The organism is Brachymonas denitrificans (assembly GCF_907163135.1).
Lineage (GTDB): Bacteria > Pseudomonadota > Gammaproteobacteria > Burkholderiales > Burkholderiaceae_C > Brachymonas > Brachymonas denitrificans_A.
The window spans coordinates 1,262,262-1,277,146 of the sequence record NZ_CAJQUA010000001.1; the positions used below are offsets into that span (position 1 = coordinate 1,262,262).

The window sequence follows — 14,885 nt, forward strand, 5'->3', positions numbered from 1 at the left end:
CCAGTCTCAGCGCCCGCCTTCGCGCAGGCAGCGCAGATAGTCGCGCACGGTGGCGGCGTAGCCCAGTTCCAGCGCATCGGCGACGAGCGCATGGCCGATGGACACTTCGCTCACCCCCGGCACCTCGCGCACGAAGGCGGCCAGATTGTCGCGGTTCAGGTCGTGGCCGGCGTTGACCTGCAGGCCGGCATCGAGTGCGGCCTGTGCGGCGGCGGCAAAGCGCTGAAGTTGCGCGCCCTGCTCTGCCGTGCCCCAGGCTGCGGCATAGGGTTCGGTGTAGAGCTCGACACGGTCGGCGCCCACTTCGCGGGCGGCGGCCATGGCTGCGGCATCGGCATCCATGAACAGGCTCACGCGCACACCGAGCTGGTGGCACTCGTCGATCAGCGGGCGCAGGCGTGCGCACACGGCCGGGTCGGTCAGATCCCAGCCATGGTCGCTGGTGAACTGGTCTTCGCTGTCGGGCACAAAGGTGGCCTGGTGCGGGCGCATGTCGCGGATGAAGCCCATCAGGTTCTGCGTCGGGTTGCCCTCGATGTTGAATTCGCGCTCGGGCCAGTCGCGCATCAGCGCGGCCAGTTCGGCCACGTCGCTGGCGCGGATATGGCGCTCGTCCGGACGCGGGTGTATGGTGATGCCGTCGGCGCCCGCCTCCAGGCATAGCGTGGCCGCGCGCGTGACACTTGGAATACCCAGGTGGCGCGTGTTGCGCAGCAGCGCAACCTTGTTCACATTGACCGAGAGGCTGGTCTTGCCCGGCTGACTCATAGTTTCTGTAGCTCCATCATCATTTGACGCGTACGCAGCGTCTCGACGCCGCAATGGTAATGCAGCACGCCGCGCAATTGCTGCTTGAGGGCTTGCGCCAGCTCGCGCCGCTCCAGGCACAGGCGCAGCAGCGCATGCAGGGGCGCGGCATCGTCCATGGCCTGTTGCAGGGACAGCCAATGCTGGCCGGCCAGGGCCTGACGTGCCTCGGAGGGCTGCGCCTGGCGCAGGCCGCTTTCAGGCAGCAATACATAGCGATCGCCCGGCTGCACCGGCATATGGGTCAGCGTCTGCACATCGAACACGGGCAGCACGCCCACTTCGCGCAACAGCGTCAGCTCGAAGGCGCGCAGCACGGCCTCCAGCACCTCGGTGGTCGCGGCAGACTCCTGCGCCAGCAGCGCCACGGCAGTGGTGTAGCCGTCGAACAGCGCTGCATGCGGATCGTCACGCGCCAGCAGGCGCATCAGCAGTTCGTTGAGGTAGTAGCCGGAGAGCAGCGCTTCGCCGGTCGGCATCACATGGCCGCCCACCCATTCGGCCGACTTGAGCGTGCCGATCTCCCCATCGCTGCTGTAGGTGACTTGCAAGGGCTGCAGGGGCAGCAACACCGGCCGGAAATTGGAACTGGGACGCTTGGCGCCCTTGGCCACCAGCGCGGTACGCCCGTGGTGGCGCGTGAAGACCTCCAGAATCAGGCTGCTCTCGCTCCAGTCATAGCGGTGCAGCACGAACGCCGGTTCGTGCGTGATGCGCTTCAGTGCCACGGCACCCTCCGCAATGCGAAGGTCACGGCTTATTCGTAACCGAACGAGCGCACGCGCGCTTCGTCATCGGCCCAGCCGGAGCGCACCTTGACCCAGAGTTCCAGGAACACCTTGGCGTCCATCAGCTTTTCCAGTTCCTGGCGCGCTTCCATGCCGATGCGCTTGATGCGCTCGCCCTTGTCGCCGATCACCATGGCCTTGTGGCCATCGCGCTCGACCACGATGGTGGCGGCAATGCGCACCATGCGCGAGACCTTCTTGCCCGGCTCTTCCTCGTACTTGTCGATCACCACGGTAGAGGTATAAGGCAGCTCGTCACCGGTCAGGCGGAACAGCTTCTCGCGCACAATCTCGCTGGCCAGGAACTTTTCGCTCTTGTCGGTCAGCTCGTCGGCGCCATACCACCAGTCCTGTTCGGGCAGGTACTTGGCGGTAATTTCCAGCAGGCGCTGGATGTCCTTGGCGTTCTTGGCCGACATCGGCACGAACTCGGCAAAGGGATGGCGTTGCTGCATATCGCGCAGCCACGGGGCAATTTCGGCACGGCGATGCACCGTATCGAGCTTGTTAGCAATCAGCAGCACCGGAACGTCGGCCGGCAGCAACGAAAGCACCTTGGCATCGGCCAGGCTGAAATGCCCTGCCTCCACCACAAACAGCACCACGTGCACATCGGCGACGGCGCCGGTCACGGCCTTGTTGAGCGACTTGTTCAGGGCATTGCCGTGGCGCGTCTGGAAGCCGGGCGTATCGACGAACACGAACTGGTTCACGCCTTCGCTACGGATGCCGGTGATGCGGTGGCGCGTGGTCTGTGCCTTGCGCGAAGTGATACTGACCTTCTGGCCCACCAGCGCGTTCAGCAGCGTGGACTTGCCCACGTTGGGCTTGCCGACGATGGCGACCAGGCCGCAATGCGGCGCGCCAGCCGCTTCGCTGGATGCAGCGTCAGCCGGCGCCCCGCCGGTGGCCGGTGCACGGCCCAGAATTTTCTCCAGCTGCTTGGCCACATCAGGAGCCAGCTCGCCTTTGTCATCGGAGCGGGAATCGGGAAAAACGGGATCTTGGTTCATGGCGCCTTGCGTTGCCCCGCGTTGCGGGAGCGGATGGTAAGGGTGCGGGCAACCGGCTTGCCCTGCGGATAGGCCTGCTGCAGACGTTGCAGCATCTTGCTGGCCGCGTCTTGCTCGGCGGCGCGGCGGGAAGGACCGCTGCCACGCTCGCGCAGTTGCAGCGCCTCGATCAGGCAGTCGACCACAAAGGTCTGCTGGTGTGCGGCGCCTTCGATATCGGCTACCTGGTAGCTCGGCAGTGCCATCTTGCGGCCCTGCAGCCATTCCTGCAACGCGGTCTTGGGATCCTTGCCGGCGGCAGACATGCTGCTGTTGATGTCCACGTCGGCAAACAGGCGGTGCACCAGGGCCTGGGCCGGCGCGAAACCGGCATCGAGATAGACGGCGCCGACGACCGCCTCGAAGGCGTCAGCCAGAATGGAGGGACGCTTGAGGCCGCCGGAACGCAGTTCGCCCTCACCCAGACGCAGGCTGGCAGCCAGATCGAGCTTGAGTGCAATGCGGTGCAGGCTGTCCTGCTTGACCAGATTGGCGCGGATGCGGGACAGATCGCCTTCGGGGGCCTGTTCCAGCCGGCTGTAGAGCAGGCTGGAGATGGCCAGACCGAGCACCGAATCGCCCAGGAATTCGAGCCGCTCATTGTGGTCTGCCGAGAAGCTGCGGTGCGTCAGTGCACGCTGCAGCAGGGCCGGGTTGGCAAACGCATGGCCGATGCGTTGCGCAAGCTGGTCCAGCGGCTGGGAGGATGCGGGTGTGCCAGGCAAGGAGGTAGAACTCGTCAAGAAGGACAATCCGTGTGCGGGAAACAATACACCATTCGCCGGGTGGCCGCAATGCAGCAGCCGCCGGCCCGTGGCGTCATTCGATGCGGCCGATGCGCTTGAGATCGCCCAGGTTCAACCAGACTGCCACGGCCTTGCCGACGATATGGTCATCCGGCACGAAGCCCCAGAAGCGGGAGTCGGCCGAGTTGTCGCGGTTGTCGCCCATCACGAAATAATGGCCGGCAGGCACCTTGCAGGTAACGCCCTCGATACTGTAGCGGCAGCTTTCGCTCTGCGGGAAATTCTCGAGCACCGGAATACCGGCGGGACGGTTGGCATCGATCAGGATGCGGTGCGTGTGCGTACCCAGCTGTTCCTGGAACTGCTGGTAGTACTGCATGGTGCTCTGGTCGAGATAGTCCGGCAGCGGCGTGTGGTCGATTTCCTTGCCGTTCACCATGAGCTTCTTGTCGATATAGCTCACCGTATCGCCGGGCAGGCCGACCACGCGCTTGATGTAGTCCACCGTGGGCTTGGGCGGATAGCGGAACACCATCACCTCGCCGCGCTGCACCGGCTCGCCCTGGGTGATCTTCTTGTTCAGCACCGGCAGGCGCAGGCCCCACTCGTACTTGTTCACCAGGATCAGGTCGCCGATCAGCAGCGAGGGAATCATGGAGCCCGAGGGAATCTTGAACGGCTCGTAGGCGAACGAGCGCAGCAGGAACACCGCCAGGATCACTGGGAACAGGCCGGCCGTCCAGTCCAGCCACCAGGGCTGGGCCAGCAGGCGCTCCCTGGTCTGGGCCACATTGACGTTGTCGCCCGTCACGCCCTTGGCGGCCAGGCTGGCTTCGCGCTGGCTCTGTGCAATCTCGAAATCGGCCGCGGCCTTGCGGCGGTGCGGCTGGAACCAGAATTTCTCGGCGATCCAGTAGACGCCGGTCACGCACACTGCCATGAACAGCAGCAGCGCCATATTGCCCTCGATGGCACCGAAGTACCAGCCCGCCATGTAGGCGACGAAGCCGCCGAGAACCAATGCAGTCAGAAAAGGCATGCGTTCAGTCTTCCACTTGCAAAATGGCCAGGAACGCTTCTTGCGGAACCTCGACCGAACCAATCTGTTTCATGCGCTTCTTGCCCGCCTTCTGCTTTTCGAGCAGCTTGCGCTTGCGCGTGATGTCTCCGCCGTAGCACTTGGCCAGCACGTTCTTGCGCAGCGCCTTGACGGTTTCGCGCGCGATGATGTTGGCGCCGATGGCGGCCTGGATCGCCACATCGAACTGCTGGCGGCTGATGATCTCGCGCATCTTGGCCACCACGGCGCGGCCGCGATACTGTGCCTGCGTGCGGTGCACGATGATGGACAGCGCATCGACCTTGTCGCCGTTGAGCAGGATGTCGACCTTGACCACATCGGATGCACGGTACTCCTTGAACTCGTAGTCCATGCTGGCATAACCACGTGACACGCTCTTGAGCTTGTCGAAGAAGTCGAGCACGATCTCGCCCAGCGGCAGCTCGTAGGTCAGCATGACCTGGCGGCCGTGGTACTGCATGTTCATCTGCACGCCGCGCTTCTGGTTGGCCAGCGTCATCACCGGGCCGACGTAATCCTGCGGCATGTACAGGTGCACCGTCACGATGGGTTCGCGCACTTCCTGGATGCGGCCGACATCGGGCATCTTGGAGGGGTTTTCCACCATGATGACCTCGCCGTCGCCCTTGACCACCTCGTACACCACGCTGGGCGCGGTGGTAATCAGGTCCATGTCGAATTCGCGCTCCAGACGCTCCTGCACGATCTCCATGTGCAGCAGGCCCAGGAAGCCGCAGCGGAAGCCGAAGCCCAGCGCCTGCGACACTTCGGGCTCGAAATGCAGCGAGGCATCGTTGAGTTGCAGTTTTTCCAGGCTGTCGCGCAGCGCGTCGTACTGGTTGGCCTCGGTCGGGTACAGGCCGGCAAACACCTGCGGCTGCACCTCCTTGAAGCCGGGCAGAGCCTTCTCGGCCGGGCCGAGGTTGTTGGGCAGCTTCTTCTCGAGCGTGATGGTGTCACCCACCTTGGCGGCCTTCAGCTCCTTGATGCCCGCAATGATGTAGCCCACCTCACCGGCATTCAGCACATCCCGCGGCTCGTTGGCCGGCGTGAACACGCCGATGTTGTTGGCATCATAGGCAGCGCCCGAAGCCATCATCTTGAAGCGCTCGCCCTTCTGCAGGCGGCCATCGACCACACGCACCAGCATCACCACGCCGACGTAGCTGTCGAACCAGCTGTCGATGATCATGGCACGCAGCGGTGCATCGGGGTTGCCGCGCGGTGCCGGCACCTTGGCGACGATCATCTCCAGGATCTCGTCGATGCCCATGCCGGATTTGGCTGAACAGGGAATGGCGTCGCTGGCGTCGATGCCGATCACGTCCTCGATCTCGGCCTTGGCGTTTTCGGGATCGGCCTGCGGCAGGTCCATCTTGTTGAGCACCGGCAGCACTTCCACGCCCAGGTCGAGCGCGGTGTAGCAGTTCGCCACGGTTTGCGCCTCCACGCCCTGGCTGGCATCGACCACCAGCAATGCACCCTCACAGGCGGACAGGGAACGGCTCACCTCGTAGGAAAAGTCGACGTGGCCGGGAGTGTCGATCAGGTTCAGGTTGTAGACCTTGCCATCCTGCGCCTTGTACTGCAGCGCGGCGGTCTGCGCCTTGATGGTGATGCCGCGCTCCTTCTCGATATCCATCGAGTCAAGCACCTGCTCGCTCATTTCGCGATCGGACAGGCCGCCGCAGCGCGAAATCAGGCGGTCGGCCAGCGTCGACTTGCCGTGGTCGATGTGCGCGATGATGGAAAAATTGCGGATGTGGTTCATGAACAGTGAATGGCAGGCCCAGGGGGCAGGATACGTCGGGGGAGCCACACCCCGGCCTGCACCGGTGCCTGTACGGGCGCCGGCGCGGGCAAAGCATTGAAGGGAAAACAGGGAAGGCTCCGGCCTGCGGCGCGACAGGGCCGGACATGCGCCTTCTTTTTGCAACCCGGTATTTTAGCCGGTTTGCCTGCCCGATGGGCAAACCCGCTGCGCTGGCGCATGCCGCCCCATCAGCGCGCTGCCGGCCGGATCATGGTGAACTGGGCAAATTCGCCGCGCTGGAACAGCAGGCTGGATGCGCGATTGGGTGGCAGCTTGCCCACGGCAGCGGCAAAGCTCGGCACATTGTCCACCTGCTGGTTGCCGATCGCCATGATGATGTCGCCCTGCTGCAGGCCGGCACGCTCGGCCGGGCTGCCCTGCTCCACCTCCTGCACCAGCACGCCGCCCTTGCCACGCAACTGCTGGCGCTGTTGCGCCGAAATCTCGGCCACGTTCAGGCCCAGCGACTTGATGGCCGCGGCGCCAGGCAGCTTCTCGCCGTTCTGACCCAGCAGGCTGCGCGGGGTGGCGTCATCCTCGGCCTTGGCGATGGTGATGCTCAAGTCCTTGCTACTGCCGTTGCGCAGCACGGTGATGGTGGCCGCGGTCCCCGGCTTGGTCTCGCCCACCAGGCGCGGCAGATCGGAGGTGCGTGCGATGGTGTTGCCGTTGAATCTGGTGATGATGTCGCCCGGCTGCACACCCGCCTTCTCGGCGGGCGAACCCGCTTCCACGCCACGCACCAGCGCGCCCGCTTCCTTGTCCAGACCCATGGATTCGGCCACATCCTTGCCCACGGCGCCGATCTGCACGCCGATACGGCCGCGCGTCACGGTGCCGGTGGCGCGCAGCTGGTCGGCAATCCGCACCGCCTCGTCGATCGGGATCGAGAAGGAGATGCCCATGAAGCCGCCCGAGCGCGAGTAGATCTGGCTGTTGATGCCAACCACCTCGCCCTGCATGTTGATCAGCGGGCCGCCGGAGTTGCCGGGGTTGATCGCCACGTCGGTCTGGATGAAGGGCAGGTAGTCTCCGGTGTCGCGCTGCATGGCACTGACGATGCCGGCGGTGACGGTGTTTTCCAGGCCGAAGGGCGAACCGATGGCCATCACCCACTGGCCCACCTTGAGCGTGTCGACCTTGCCGATGCGCACGGCAGGCAGGTCCTTGCCGTCGATCTTGACCACCGCCACATCGGTGCGCACGTCCTTGCCCACAACCTTGGCGCGGAATTCGCGCTTGTCGGGCAGGGTCACGAGCAGGTCATCGGCACCATCCACCACATGGGCGTTGGTCATGATGTAGCCGTCTGCCGACAGGATGAAGCCCGAGCCCACGCCGGTGGGACGCTCCTCGCCCCCATCGGGCGCCGGAGTGCCGCGACGCGGATGGCCATCCGGCAGCGGCACGCCGAAGAACTTGCGCAGCAGCTCTTCCATCTGCTCTTCGGGGGTGCCGCCACCACCCAGACGCGAGGTACGCACCTTTTCCATGGTGCGGATGTTGACCACGGACGGTCCGACGCGCTCCACCAGCGGCGTGAAATCAGGCAGGCCGGTAACCAGCGGGGCCGCCGGTGTGGCGGACTGGTTGATGGCAATGGGTGGCGTGGCCAGCGGCTGCGAGGCACTGGCTGCCGGAGCCGCAGGTTTTCCGTCTGCCGCCGGCTTGCAACCTGCCACACCCGCAGCCAGCATCACGGCCACGGTGGCGGCTGCCGTCAGGCGCCAGGGGGCACGGCCGGCACGCGCTGCTGCAGGGGCTTCGGAATCAGGAGAACGGAAACGGGAGAACATGGCGGAAACCTCAGGTCGGATCAGGGACTGCTGCACGCAGAGCCGCATGCACGGCCATCTGTCGCATCGCAGCATATGGTGCCACGAGGGCACGCAATCAAGATGTAAGCACGTGCTGTGGCCCTCCGGCTCAGCGCGGGCTGCGTTGCAGGTTGTCCAGCAGCTGTTGCAATGCTGCGGGAGGCACTTCGCCCACCGCCGTGACCTGCTGCCCGGCGATGGCCTGGCTGCGGATGCTGGTGGCGCCCTTGCTGTGTACGGCCGGCGGCCCTGCTGCGGCGCCCTCCCACAGGAACAGCGAGATGCTGCTGAGTCCGTCGGACAGCACGCATTGCGTCACGGTCGCGGCGGTCTGATTGGAGGCGGCACCGCTGCGCGCTGCAGGATCGGCATCCACCACCGGCCCCAGGCCGCCAGCGCGACGCGCATAGCAATGCGTTACAAAATACCCGGGCAAGGGCTTGCGCAAGCTCCAGCCCTGCTGCTGCAGGCTGGTGGTGCGCAAGGCGGCCTGCTGCACGCGGTAGCCCGCGGTTTCCTTCATCATGCCTTCCAGCAGCGCATAGGACAGCGGCGCCTGAATCTGCAGGTCGGAAAATGCCACCTCCCGCAGCACCTCGGCCTGTGCAGGCTGGGCGCCGGCCGGCAGCATCTGCCATTTCAGCAGCAGGCCGGTCTTCTGGTCACTCCAGAAACGGTAGGCATAACGCAGTCCATCCACCGGAACGAAGGCCACCACGTCGGCCAGATGGTTGGCGACCCGCTCCTGACCCAGAGAGCTGGCGCGATAGTGACGCGCGGCTTCTGCCAGCTGGTTCTCCGCCAGTGGCATCATGCCCGGGAACAGCGTGGTCTGGCGCGGCATGTTGGTGCGGATGCGCACTTCCTTGCGATCGCGCAGGAAGATGTGCACCGCATAGTCGGTCCGGAAAATGCTGCGCGGCGTGCCCGACAGATTGTCGACGCGCTCGATCTGCCGGCCATCACGCACCGCATGCCAGACCCGTGCACTGCGCAGATTGCCGCGCTCGCCGGACAGCGCCAGCGTGCCGGCATAGGACTGCTGCCGCGCAGCCTGCTGCCAGCGCTGCAGCCACTGCTGCGCCGAGCGGCTTGCCACTGCCTGCTCATTGGCGGCCTGTGCCGGCTGAAACCCGGTTGCGGCCGGCAGGGTCCACACCAGCAGGCCCGCGCCCAACGCGGCAGCGCCCATCGCCACGCGCAGCAATCCACGACGTATCCGGCCTGTCAATTTCATCTCTCCATCCATGGGCTTAACGCACATCGAGCGAAGCCACGGTCAGTTCCGGCAACAGCGACTGGCCGCCGACCTGCGCATGAGCGGCCAGCATTTCCTCCAGTTGCGTCTCGGGCAGCGATCCTGCGTCCGCAACAACTGCCTGGACCGGCAGCTCCGCCTGTGCCAGCGGCTGCTCTGGCGCAGGTGTTTGCTGTGCCAGCAATGCCATGCTGCCGTTCTGGTGCTGCAGCGTCAGCACATTCCACCCCAGCAGGGCCACCGCCGCCACGGAGGCGAAACCGGCTGCCAGCTTCCAGCGCCAGATGCCGTCGTTGGCCGGCTCGCGGCCCGTATCGAAACGGTCGATGCGTTGCGGCACCGGGGCTTGTTGCACTGCGGGCGGCTGCACCGGTTCTGCCGGAGACACTTCCTGCGCCCCGGGCCTCTCGGCCAGCACCTCCTCGTTCATGCTGGCCACGCGTGTCTGCGCCAGCGCCTGCTGCAAGCCCGCCATCCATGCCGGCGTCTCCACCGGCAGGGCCGTCTGCACCAGTTCATCGGCATGCGACTGGCGCAGCATGTCGCCGGCCAGATGCCAGTGCTGCCAGGCCATGCGGCCCGCGCCATCGCTGTCCAACCAGTCCAGCAGTTGCGCTTCTTCCACCCCGTCGGGCAGGGTTTCGCCGTCCATCCAGGCGGACAGGGCCTGCGCCATTGCTGCAGGATCAGGGGTCTGTGTTGTCCTGGCTGTCATGTTCATTCCTCGTTACCAGCGCTTGCCGCTACGGTTCTCCAGCATGGGCCGCAGCTTGCCTGCCACCGCCTCGCGCGCCCGGAAGATGCGCGAACGCACCGTGCCGATCGGGCACTGCATCAGTTCGGCGATTTCTTCGTAGCTCATGCCGTCGATCTCGCGCAGGGTGATGGCCCGGCGCAACTCCTCGGGCAAGGCGTCGATCGCCTCGTTCACGGCGTGGGCGATTTCCTTGGCTGCGTAGATCGCCTCGGGGGTTTCCTGGGTAGTTGGTTCGTTCTGACGCAGAAAAGTTTCGTCGTCGTCTTCGCTGCTGCCACTCAACGCCGCATCGCTCAGCGTCGGATTGCGCTTCATGTCCAGCAGGGCCTTGCGCGCGGTGTTCATGGCGATGCGGTGCAGCCAGGTATAGAACTGCGCGTCCCCCCGGAACTGGTGCAGCGCGCGATAGGCACGGATGAAGGTTTCCTGCGTGATGTCGGGCACGGCATCCACGTCGCGCACCATGCGTGCCACCAGGCGCTCCACCCGCTTCTGGTACTTGAGCACCAGCAGTTCGAAGGCCTTCTGCTCCCCGGCGAGCGTGCGCTGCACCAGCTGCCAGTCGACCTGGCGGTCGGCCGGCATGGTGTCGGGGACGGCGGGCTTGTCGCTCATGCGGACAACTCCGGAGACGGCACCGATGCCCGTCCCTGCTGCTGTTGCTCCCAGACCAGGGCCTGACGCAGGCCCTGCCAGGCAGCGGGACTGGCCGAGCGCCGGGCCCATACCCAGCATGGGCGGCGGGGGGTGCCTGCTGCCACGGCCGTGGCTTCAACCGGCCGCAGGTGCAGCAGCACGGCGGACTGGAGATCGAGCGTGATGGTGCACTGCCAGCGCGGGGCGTCGTGCGGGGAAAAACCGTCTGCCACCTGGCGCAACTGCCAGTGCTCACCCGTCCACACCAGCCAGCCACGGGCCAGCGCGTGCCACCAGTATCGGCCGAGCACGGCGGCGAGGGCCAGCCAGAGCCAGGCCACGCCCCAAGTCACTTTCAGAAAGGGAGAATGGAAATCCTGCTGCCAGCGCCAGAGCAGCAGCATGCCGGCGCCGGCCAGCAAGGCCAGAAACAAGGCGGCCGCAGGAATCCGGTGTTCCGCAAGGGGAAACCGGACCGCCGGCGGCCGTCGGTGCTGGCTCATGAGTCAGCCTGTGCCGGCAATGCCGGCCAGCAAGCAGTGACGTGCATCAGACGCGCTTGAACACCAGCGTGCCGTTGGTGCCGCCAAAGCCGAAGTTGTTCTTCATGGCCACGTCGATCTTCATGTCGCGCGCGGTGTTGGCGCAGAAGTCCAGGTCGCAGTCCGGATCCTGCTCGAAGATGTTGATCGTCGGCGGAGCCTTCTGGTGATGCAGGGCCAGCACGGTGAACACGCTCTCGATGCCGCCGGCACCGCCCAGCAGGTGGCCGGTCATGCTCTTGGTGGAGCTGACCACCATGTTCTTGGCGTGATCGCCCAGCGCTGCCTTGATGGCGTTGCATTCGTTCACGTCACCCAGCGGCGTGGAGGTGCCGTGTGCATTGAGGTAGTCCACCGCATCGGCGTTGAGGCCGGCATTGGCCAGAGCGGCCACCATGGCCCGGCGCGGGCCATCCATGTTGGGGGCCGTCATGTGGCCGGCGTCGGCGCTCATGCCGAAACCTGCCACTTCAGCATAGATTCTGGCGCCGCGCGCCTTGGCGTGCTCGTACTCTTCCAGCACCATGATGCCGGCACCCTCGCCCAGGACGAAACCGTCGCGGTCCTTGTCCCAGGGACGGCTGGCGGTGGCCGGATCGTTGTTGCGGGTGGACAGTGCGCGCATGGCGGCAAAACCCCCGATGCCCAGCGGAGACACGGTGGACTCGGAGCCACCGGCAATTACCACGTCGGCGTCGCCGTATTCGATCAGGCGGGCGCCCTGGCCGATGGAATGCAGGCCGGTGGTACAGGCGGTGACGATGGCCAGGTTCGGGCCCTTGTAGCCGAAGCGCATGGACACATGGCCCGCCACCATGTTGGTGATGGAAGCCGGCACGAAGAACGGCGTGATGCGGCGCGCGCCACGTGCCATGTATTCGGCATGGGTGTTTTCGATCAGCGGCAGGCCGCCGATGCCGGAACCGATCACGCAACCGATGCGCTCGGCCACCTCGGGCGCCAGCGCCTCGCCGAACGGCAGGCCGGCGTCTTCCACCGCCTGCTGCGCGGCAGCCAGGCCGTAGTGGATGAAGGTATCCATGGTGCGGGCTTCCTTGGTGGAGACGTATTTCTCCAGCTCGAAACCCTTCACTTCGCCAGCGATCTGGCATGCCATGGCGGAGGCGTCGAAGCGGGTGATCTTGTCAATACCGGAGCGGCCGGCGAGCAGGTTGGCCCACGCTTCGCTCACGGTATTGCCCACAGGGGACACACACCCCAGGCCAGTAACGACAACGCGACGACGGGTCATGGCAATTCTCAATCAGTAGACTGGCCGCACCCGGCTGCAGGGGCAACACGCGGCGTACGGACAGGAGCAGATAAACAGCAAACACGCGCACCCGAGCGACCGGCCTTGTTGCGAGGTCTGCTCAGATGCTGCATTTCAGGAAAAGGGAACAAGGGGCGCCGACTTGCATCGCGCACCCCATATGCCAATAGCCGGCAGAACCGGCTCGGCAGGATTCCGGCCTGCGGCCTTCCGAAAGAAAGGCCGCGGCACCGGACAACGCGCGCTCAGGCCTTCTGGTGAGCGTTGGCGTAGTCGATGGCGTTCTGCACCGTGGTGATCTTCTCGGCGTCTTCGTCCGGGATCTCGATGCCGAATTCGTCTTCCAGAGCCATCACCAGTTCGACGGTATCCAGGGAATCGGCGCCCAGGTCAGCCACGAATGCCTTTTCGTTGGTCACTTGCGCTTCTTCAACGCCCAGTTGCTCGGCGATGATTTTTTTGACGCGTGCTTCGATGTCGCTCATAGTTATCTCTATCTTGGTAGTGGAAAGGAAAGTTTGATTCTAGCCGTTTGCCGGTGGTTTTCGCAGACTGCTTGCATATCGATGCTGCATCCTGCCCCGCCGGCACGGCGCTATCTTATCAGGCCATGAACATGCCGCCGTTGACGTGCAGCTCCTGCCCCGTAATGTAACCTGCCTGCGGCGAGGCGAGGAAGGCGACCGCATGGGCGATGTCCTGCGGGCTGCCCAGATGACCCAGCGGAATCTGGCCCAGCAGCGCCTTCTGCTGCTCTTCGCCCAGTTCGGCCGTCATGTCGGTGGCGATGAAACCCGGTGCCACGCAGTTGACCGTGATGTTGCGGCTGCCCAGTTCGCGCGCCAGGGCACGCGTCATGCCGGCCACGCCGGCCTTGGCGGCCGCATAGTTGGCCTGGCCGGGGTTGCCGGCAGCGCCCACCACACTGGTGATGCTGATGATGCGGCCGTAGCGCTGCTTCATCATCGGCTTGATGGCGGCGCGGCTGACGCGGAACACGGCCTTGAGGTTGGTGTCCAGCACGGCATCCCAGTCCTCGTCCTTGAGGCGCATGGCAAGCATGTCGCGCGTGATGCCGGCGTTGTTGACCACCACGTGCAGACCGCCCTGTTCCTTGATGATCCCGTCCATCAGTGCTTCGACAGCCGGCAGGTCATTGACGTTGACGCAGGCGCCCTTGCAGCCTTCCCAGGCAGACAGGGCCTGGCTGATCTTCTCTGCGCCGGCTTCGCTGGTGGCGGTGCCGATCACGCGGAAGCCGTTTTCGGCCAGTTGCCGGGCAATCGCGGCACCAATGCCGCGGGAAGCGCCGGTGACCAGGGCCACCTGCGGAGTCGTGTTTGTCGTCATCGTTTGTCCTTGATCAGGTTCAGGCCAGTTGGGCCTTGGCATCGGCCAGGCTGGCCGGGTCGAAAACGGCAGCGCTGACCAGCGCGGGATCGATGCGCTTGTTCATGCCGGACAGCACCTTGCCCGGGCCGCACTCTACCACGTGCGTGATGCCGCGGGCCGCAATTGCCTGCACGCATTCCACCCAGCGCACCGGGCCGAAGGCCTGGCGGTACAGGGCATCACGGATGCGCTCGGGATCGGTCTCGACCGCCACATCGATGTTGTTGACCACCGGGATCTGCGGTGCAGACAGATGGGTTTCGGCCAGCTTGTGCTTGAGCTTTTCGGCCGCCGGCTTCATCAGGCTGGAGTGGAACGGCGCCGACACGGGCAGCGGCAGCGCGCGCTTGGCGCCCAAGGCCTTCAGCACTTCGCAGGCCTTCTCGACGCCAGCCTTGCTACCGGCGATCACGGTCTGTGCGGTGTCGTTGAAGTTGACGGCTTCGGCCACTTCACCCGGCATGTCGTTCATCGCGGCCGCGCAGCCTTCGATCACCTTGTCGGCCGGCAGGCCCAGGATGGCCGCCATGGCGCCGGTACCCACCGGCACCGCTTCCTGCATGGCCTGGGCACGGAAACGCACCAGCGGTGCCGCCTGCGCCAAGGTCAGCACGCCGGATGCCACCAGGGCGGAATACTCACCCAGCGAGTGGCCGGCCACCACGGCAGGCTCGGCGCCACCTTCGGCCAGCCAGGCGCGGTAGGCGGCCACACCAGCCACCAGCATCACGGGCTGGGTGTTGGTGGTGAGGGCCAGCGCCTCTTTCGGGCCTTCGTGGATCAGCCTGGCGACGTCCTCGCCGAGGGCATCGGACGCTTCCTGCAGGGTTTGCTGGACAACGGGATGGTCGCCCCAGGCATCAAGCATGCCGACAGACTGGGAGCCCTGACCGGGAAACACGAAGGCGAATTGGGTCATGATG

The 14,885-nt window shown here is 65.4% G+C and carries 15 protein-coding genes; all 15 read right to left on the reverse strand.

The window, feature by feature from the left end; all coding sequences use genetic code 11:
- Nucleotides 1–6: 6 nt before the first annotated feature.
- The gene (locus tag KKQ75_RS05980; RefSeq protein WP_213360979.1) at nt 7–768 is read right to left on the reverse strand and encodes a pyridoxine 5'-phosphate synthase; all 762 of its coding nucleotides are present in this window, start codon (nt 766–768) and stop codon (nt 7–9) included.
- Complete coding sequence (gene recO / locus KKQ75_RS05985; RefSeq protein WP_213360981.1) at nt 765–1,535, reverse strand: DNA repair protein RecO; 771 nt, start codon at nt 1,533–1,535, stop codon at nt 765–767. Before recO ends, KKQ75_RS05980 begins: the two co-directional genes overlap by 4 nt.
- Before the next feature lie 29 nt (nt 1,536–1,564).
- Nucleotides 1,565–2,608, reverse strand: coding sequence for a GTPase Era (gene era / locus KKQ75_RS05990; RefSeq protein WP_213360983.1), 1,044 nt, complete (start codon nt 2,606–2,608; stop codon nt 1,565–1,567).
- A complete protein-coding gene (rnc, locus tag KKQ75_RS05995) occupies nt 2,605–3,342 on the reverse strand; it encodes a ribonuclease III (RefSeq protein ID WP_250131121.1) in 738 nt (245 codons plus the stop codon). The genes era and rnc overlap by 4 nt, the downstream gene beginning before the upstream one ends.
- Before the next feature lie 124 nt (nt 3,343–3,466).
- Nucleotides 3,467–4,432, reverse strand: a complete 966-nt coding sequence (gene lepB, locus KKQ75_RS06000) for a signal peptidase I (RefSeq protein WP_213360987.1) — start codon at nt 4,430–4,432, stop codon at nt 3,467–3,469.
- A 4-nt stretch (nt 4,433–4,436) separates the two neighbouring features.
- Entirely contained in the window at nt 4,437–6,245 is a 1,809-nt protein-coding gene (gene lepA / locus KKQ75_RS06005) for a translation elongation factor 4 (RefSeq protein WP_213360989.1), read from the reverse strand.
- 230 nt (nt 6,246–6,475) lie between these two features.
- On the reverse strand, nt 6,476–7,984 hold the full coding sequence (locus KKQ75_RS06010; RefSeq protein ID WP_213362695.1) for a DegQ family serine endoprotease: 1,509 nt from the start codon (nt 7,982–7,984) through the stop codon (nt 6,476–6,478).
- Between the two features lie 229 nt (nt 7,985–8,213).
- A complete protein-coding gene (locus KKQ75_RS06015; RefSeq protein ID WP_213360991.1) occupies nt 8,214–9,341 on the reverse strand; it encodes a MucB/RseB C-terminal domain-containing protein in 1,128 nt (375 codons plus the stop codon).
- A gap of 16 nt (nt 9,342–9,357) precedes the next feature.
- Nucleotides 9,358–10,077 carry a sigma-E factor negative regulatory protein gene (locus KKQ75_RS06020; protein ID WP_213360993.1) on the reverse strand — a complete coding sequence of 240 codons (720 nt, stop codon included), beginning with the start codon at nt 10,075–10,077 and terminating at the stop codon, nt 9,358–9,360.
- A 12-nt stretch (nt 10,078–10,089) separates the two neighbouring features.
- A complete protein-coding gene (gene rpoE / locus KKQ75_RS06025; RefSeq protein ID WP_250131015.1) occupies nt 10,090–10,734 on the reverse strand; it encodes an RNA polymerase sigma factor RpoE in 645 nt (214 codons plus the stop codon).
- Entirely contained in the window at nt 10,731–11,258 is a 528-nt protein-coding gene (locus tag KKQ75_RS06030) for a hypothetical protein (RefSeq protein ID WP_213360995.1), read from the reverse strand. The genes rpoE and KKQ75_RS06030 overlap by 4 nt, the downstream gene beginning before the upstream one ends.
- Nucleotides 11,259–11,304: 46 nt before the next feature.
- Entirely contained in the window at nt 11,305–12,549 is a 1,245-nt protein-coding gene (fabF, locus tag KKQ75_RS06035) for a beta-ketoacyl-ACP synthase II (protein WP_213360997.1), read from the reverse strand.
- A 266-nt stretch (nt 12,550–12,815) separates the two neighbouring features.
- Nucleotides 12,816–13,055, reverse strand: coding sequence for an acyl carrier protein (gene acpP, locus KKQ75_RS06040; protein ID WP_091814240.1), 240 nt, complete (start codon nt 13,053–13,055; stop codon nt 12,816–12,818).
- 118 nt (nt 13,056–13,173) lie between these two features.
- Nucleotides 13,174–13,920 carry a 3-oxoacyl-ACP reductase FabG gene (gene fabG, locus KKQ75_RS06045; protein WP_213360999.1) on the reverse strand — a complete coding sequence of 249 codons (747 nt, stop codon included), beginning with the start codon at nt 13,918–13,920 and terminating at the stop codon, nt 13,174–13,176.
- A 19-nt stretch (nt 13,921–13,939) separates the two neighbouring features.
- Entirely contained in the window at nt 13,940–14,881 is a 942-nt protein-coding gene (gene fabD / locus KKQ75_RS06050) for an ACP S-malonyltransferase (RefSeq protein ID WP_213361001.1), read from the reverse strand.
- Nucleotides 14,882–14,885 lie beyond the last annotated feature (4 nt).

Excerpts from the sequence above, each read along its gene's own strand:
- KKQ75_RS05980 (WP_213360979.1), bottom strand. The coding sequence starts at position 768 with ATGAGTCAGCCGGGCAAGACCAGCCTCTCGGTCAATGTGAACAAGGTT.
- era (WP_213360983.1), bottom strand. The coding sequence starts at position 2,608 with ATGAACCAAGATCCCGTTTTTCCCGATTCCCGCTCCGATGACAAAGGC.
- lepB (WP_213360987.1), bottom strand. The coding sequence starts at position 4,432 with ATGCCTTTTCTGACTGCATTGGTTCTCGGCGGCTTCGTCGCCTACATG.
- lepA (WP_213360989.1), bottom strand. The coding sequence starts at position 6,245 with ATGAACCACATCCGCAATTTTTCCATCATCGCGCACATCGACCACGGC.
- KKQ75_RS06010 (WP_213362695.1), bottom strand. The coding sequence starts at position 7,984 with ATGCTGGCTGCGGGTGTGGCAGGTTGCAAGCCGGCGGCAGACGGAAAA.
- KKQ75_RS06015 (WP_213360991.1), bottom strand. The coding sequence starts at position 9,341 with ATGAAATTGACAGGCCGGATACGTCGTGGATTGCTGCGCGTGGCGATG.
- KKQ75_RS06020 (WP_213360993.1), bottom strand. The coding sequence starts at position 10,077 with ATGACAGCCAGGACAACACAGACCCCTGATCCTGCAGCAATGGCGCAG.
- rpoE (WP_250131015.1), bottom strand. The coding sequence starts at position 10,734 with ATGAGCGACAAGCCCGCCGTCCCCGACACCATGCCGGCCGACCGCCAG.
- KKQ75_RS06030 (WP_213360995.1), bottom strand. The coding sequence starts at position 11,258 with ATGAGCCAGCACCGACGGCCGCCGGCGGTCCGGTTTCCCCTTGCGGAA.
- fabF (WP_213360997.1), bottom strand. The coding sequence starts at position 12,549 with ATGACCCGTCGTCGCGTTGTCGTTACTGGCCTGGGGTGTGTGTCCCCT.
- acpP (WP_091814240.1), bottom strand. The coding sequence starts at position 13,055 with ATGAGCGACATCGAAGCACGCGTCAAAAAAATCATCGCCGAGCAACTG.
- fabG (WP_213360999.1), bottom strand. The coding sequence starts at position 13,920 with ATGACGACAAACACGACTCCGCAGGTGGCCCTGGTCACCGGCGCTTCC.
- fabD (WP_213361001.1), bottom strand. The coding sequence starts at position 14,881 with ATGACCCAATTCGCCTTCGTGTTTCCCGGTCAGGGCTCCCAGTCTGTC.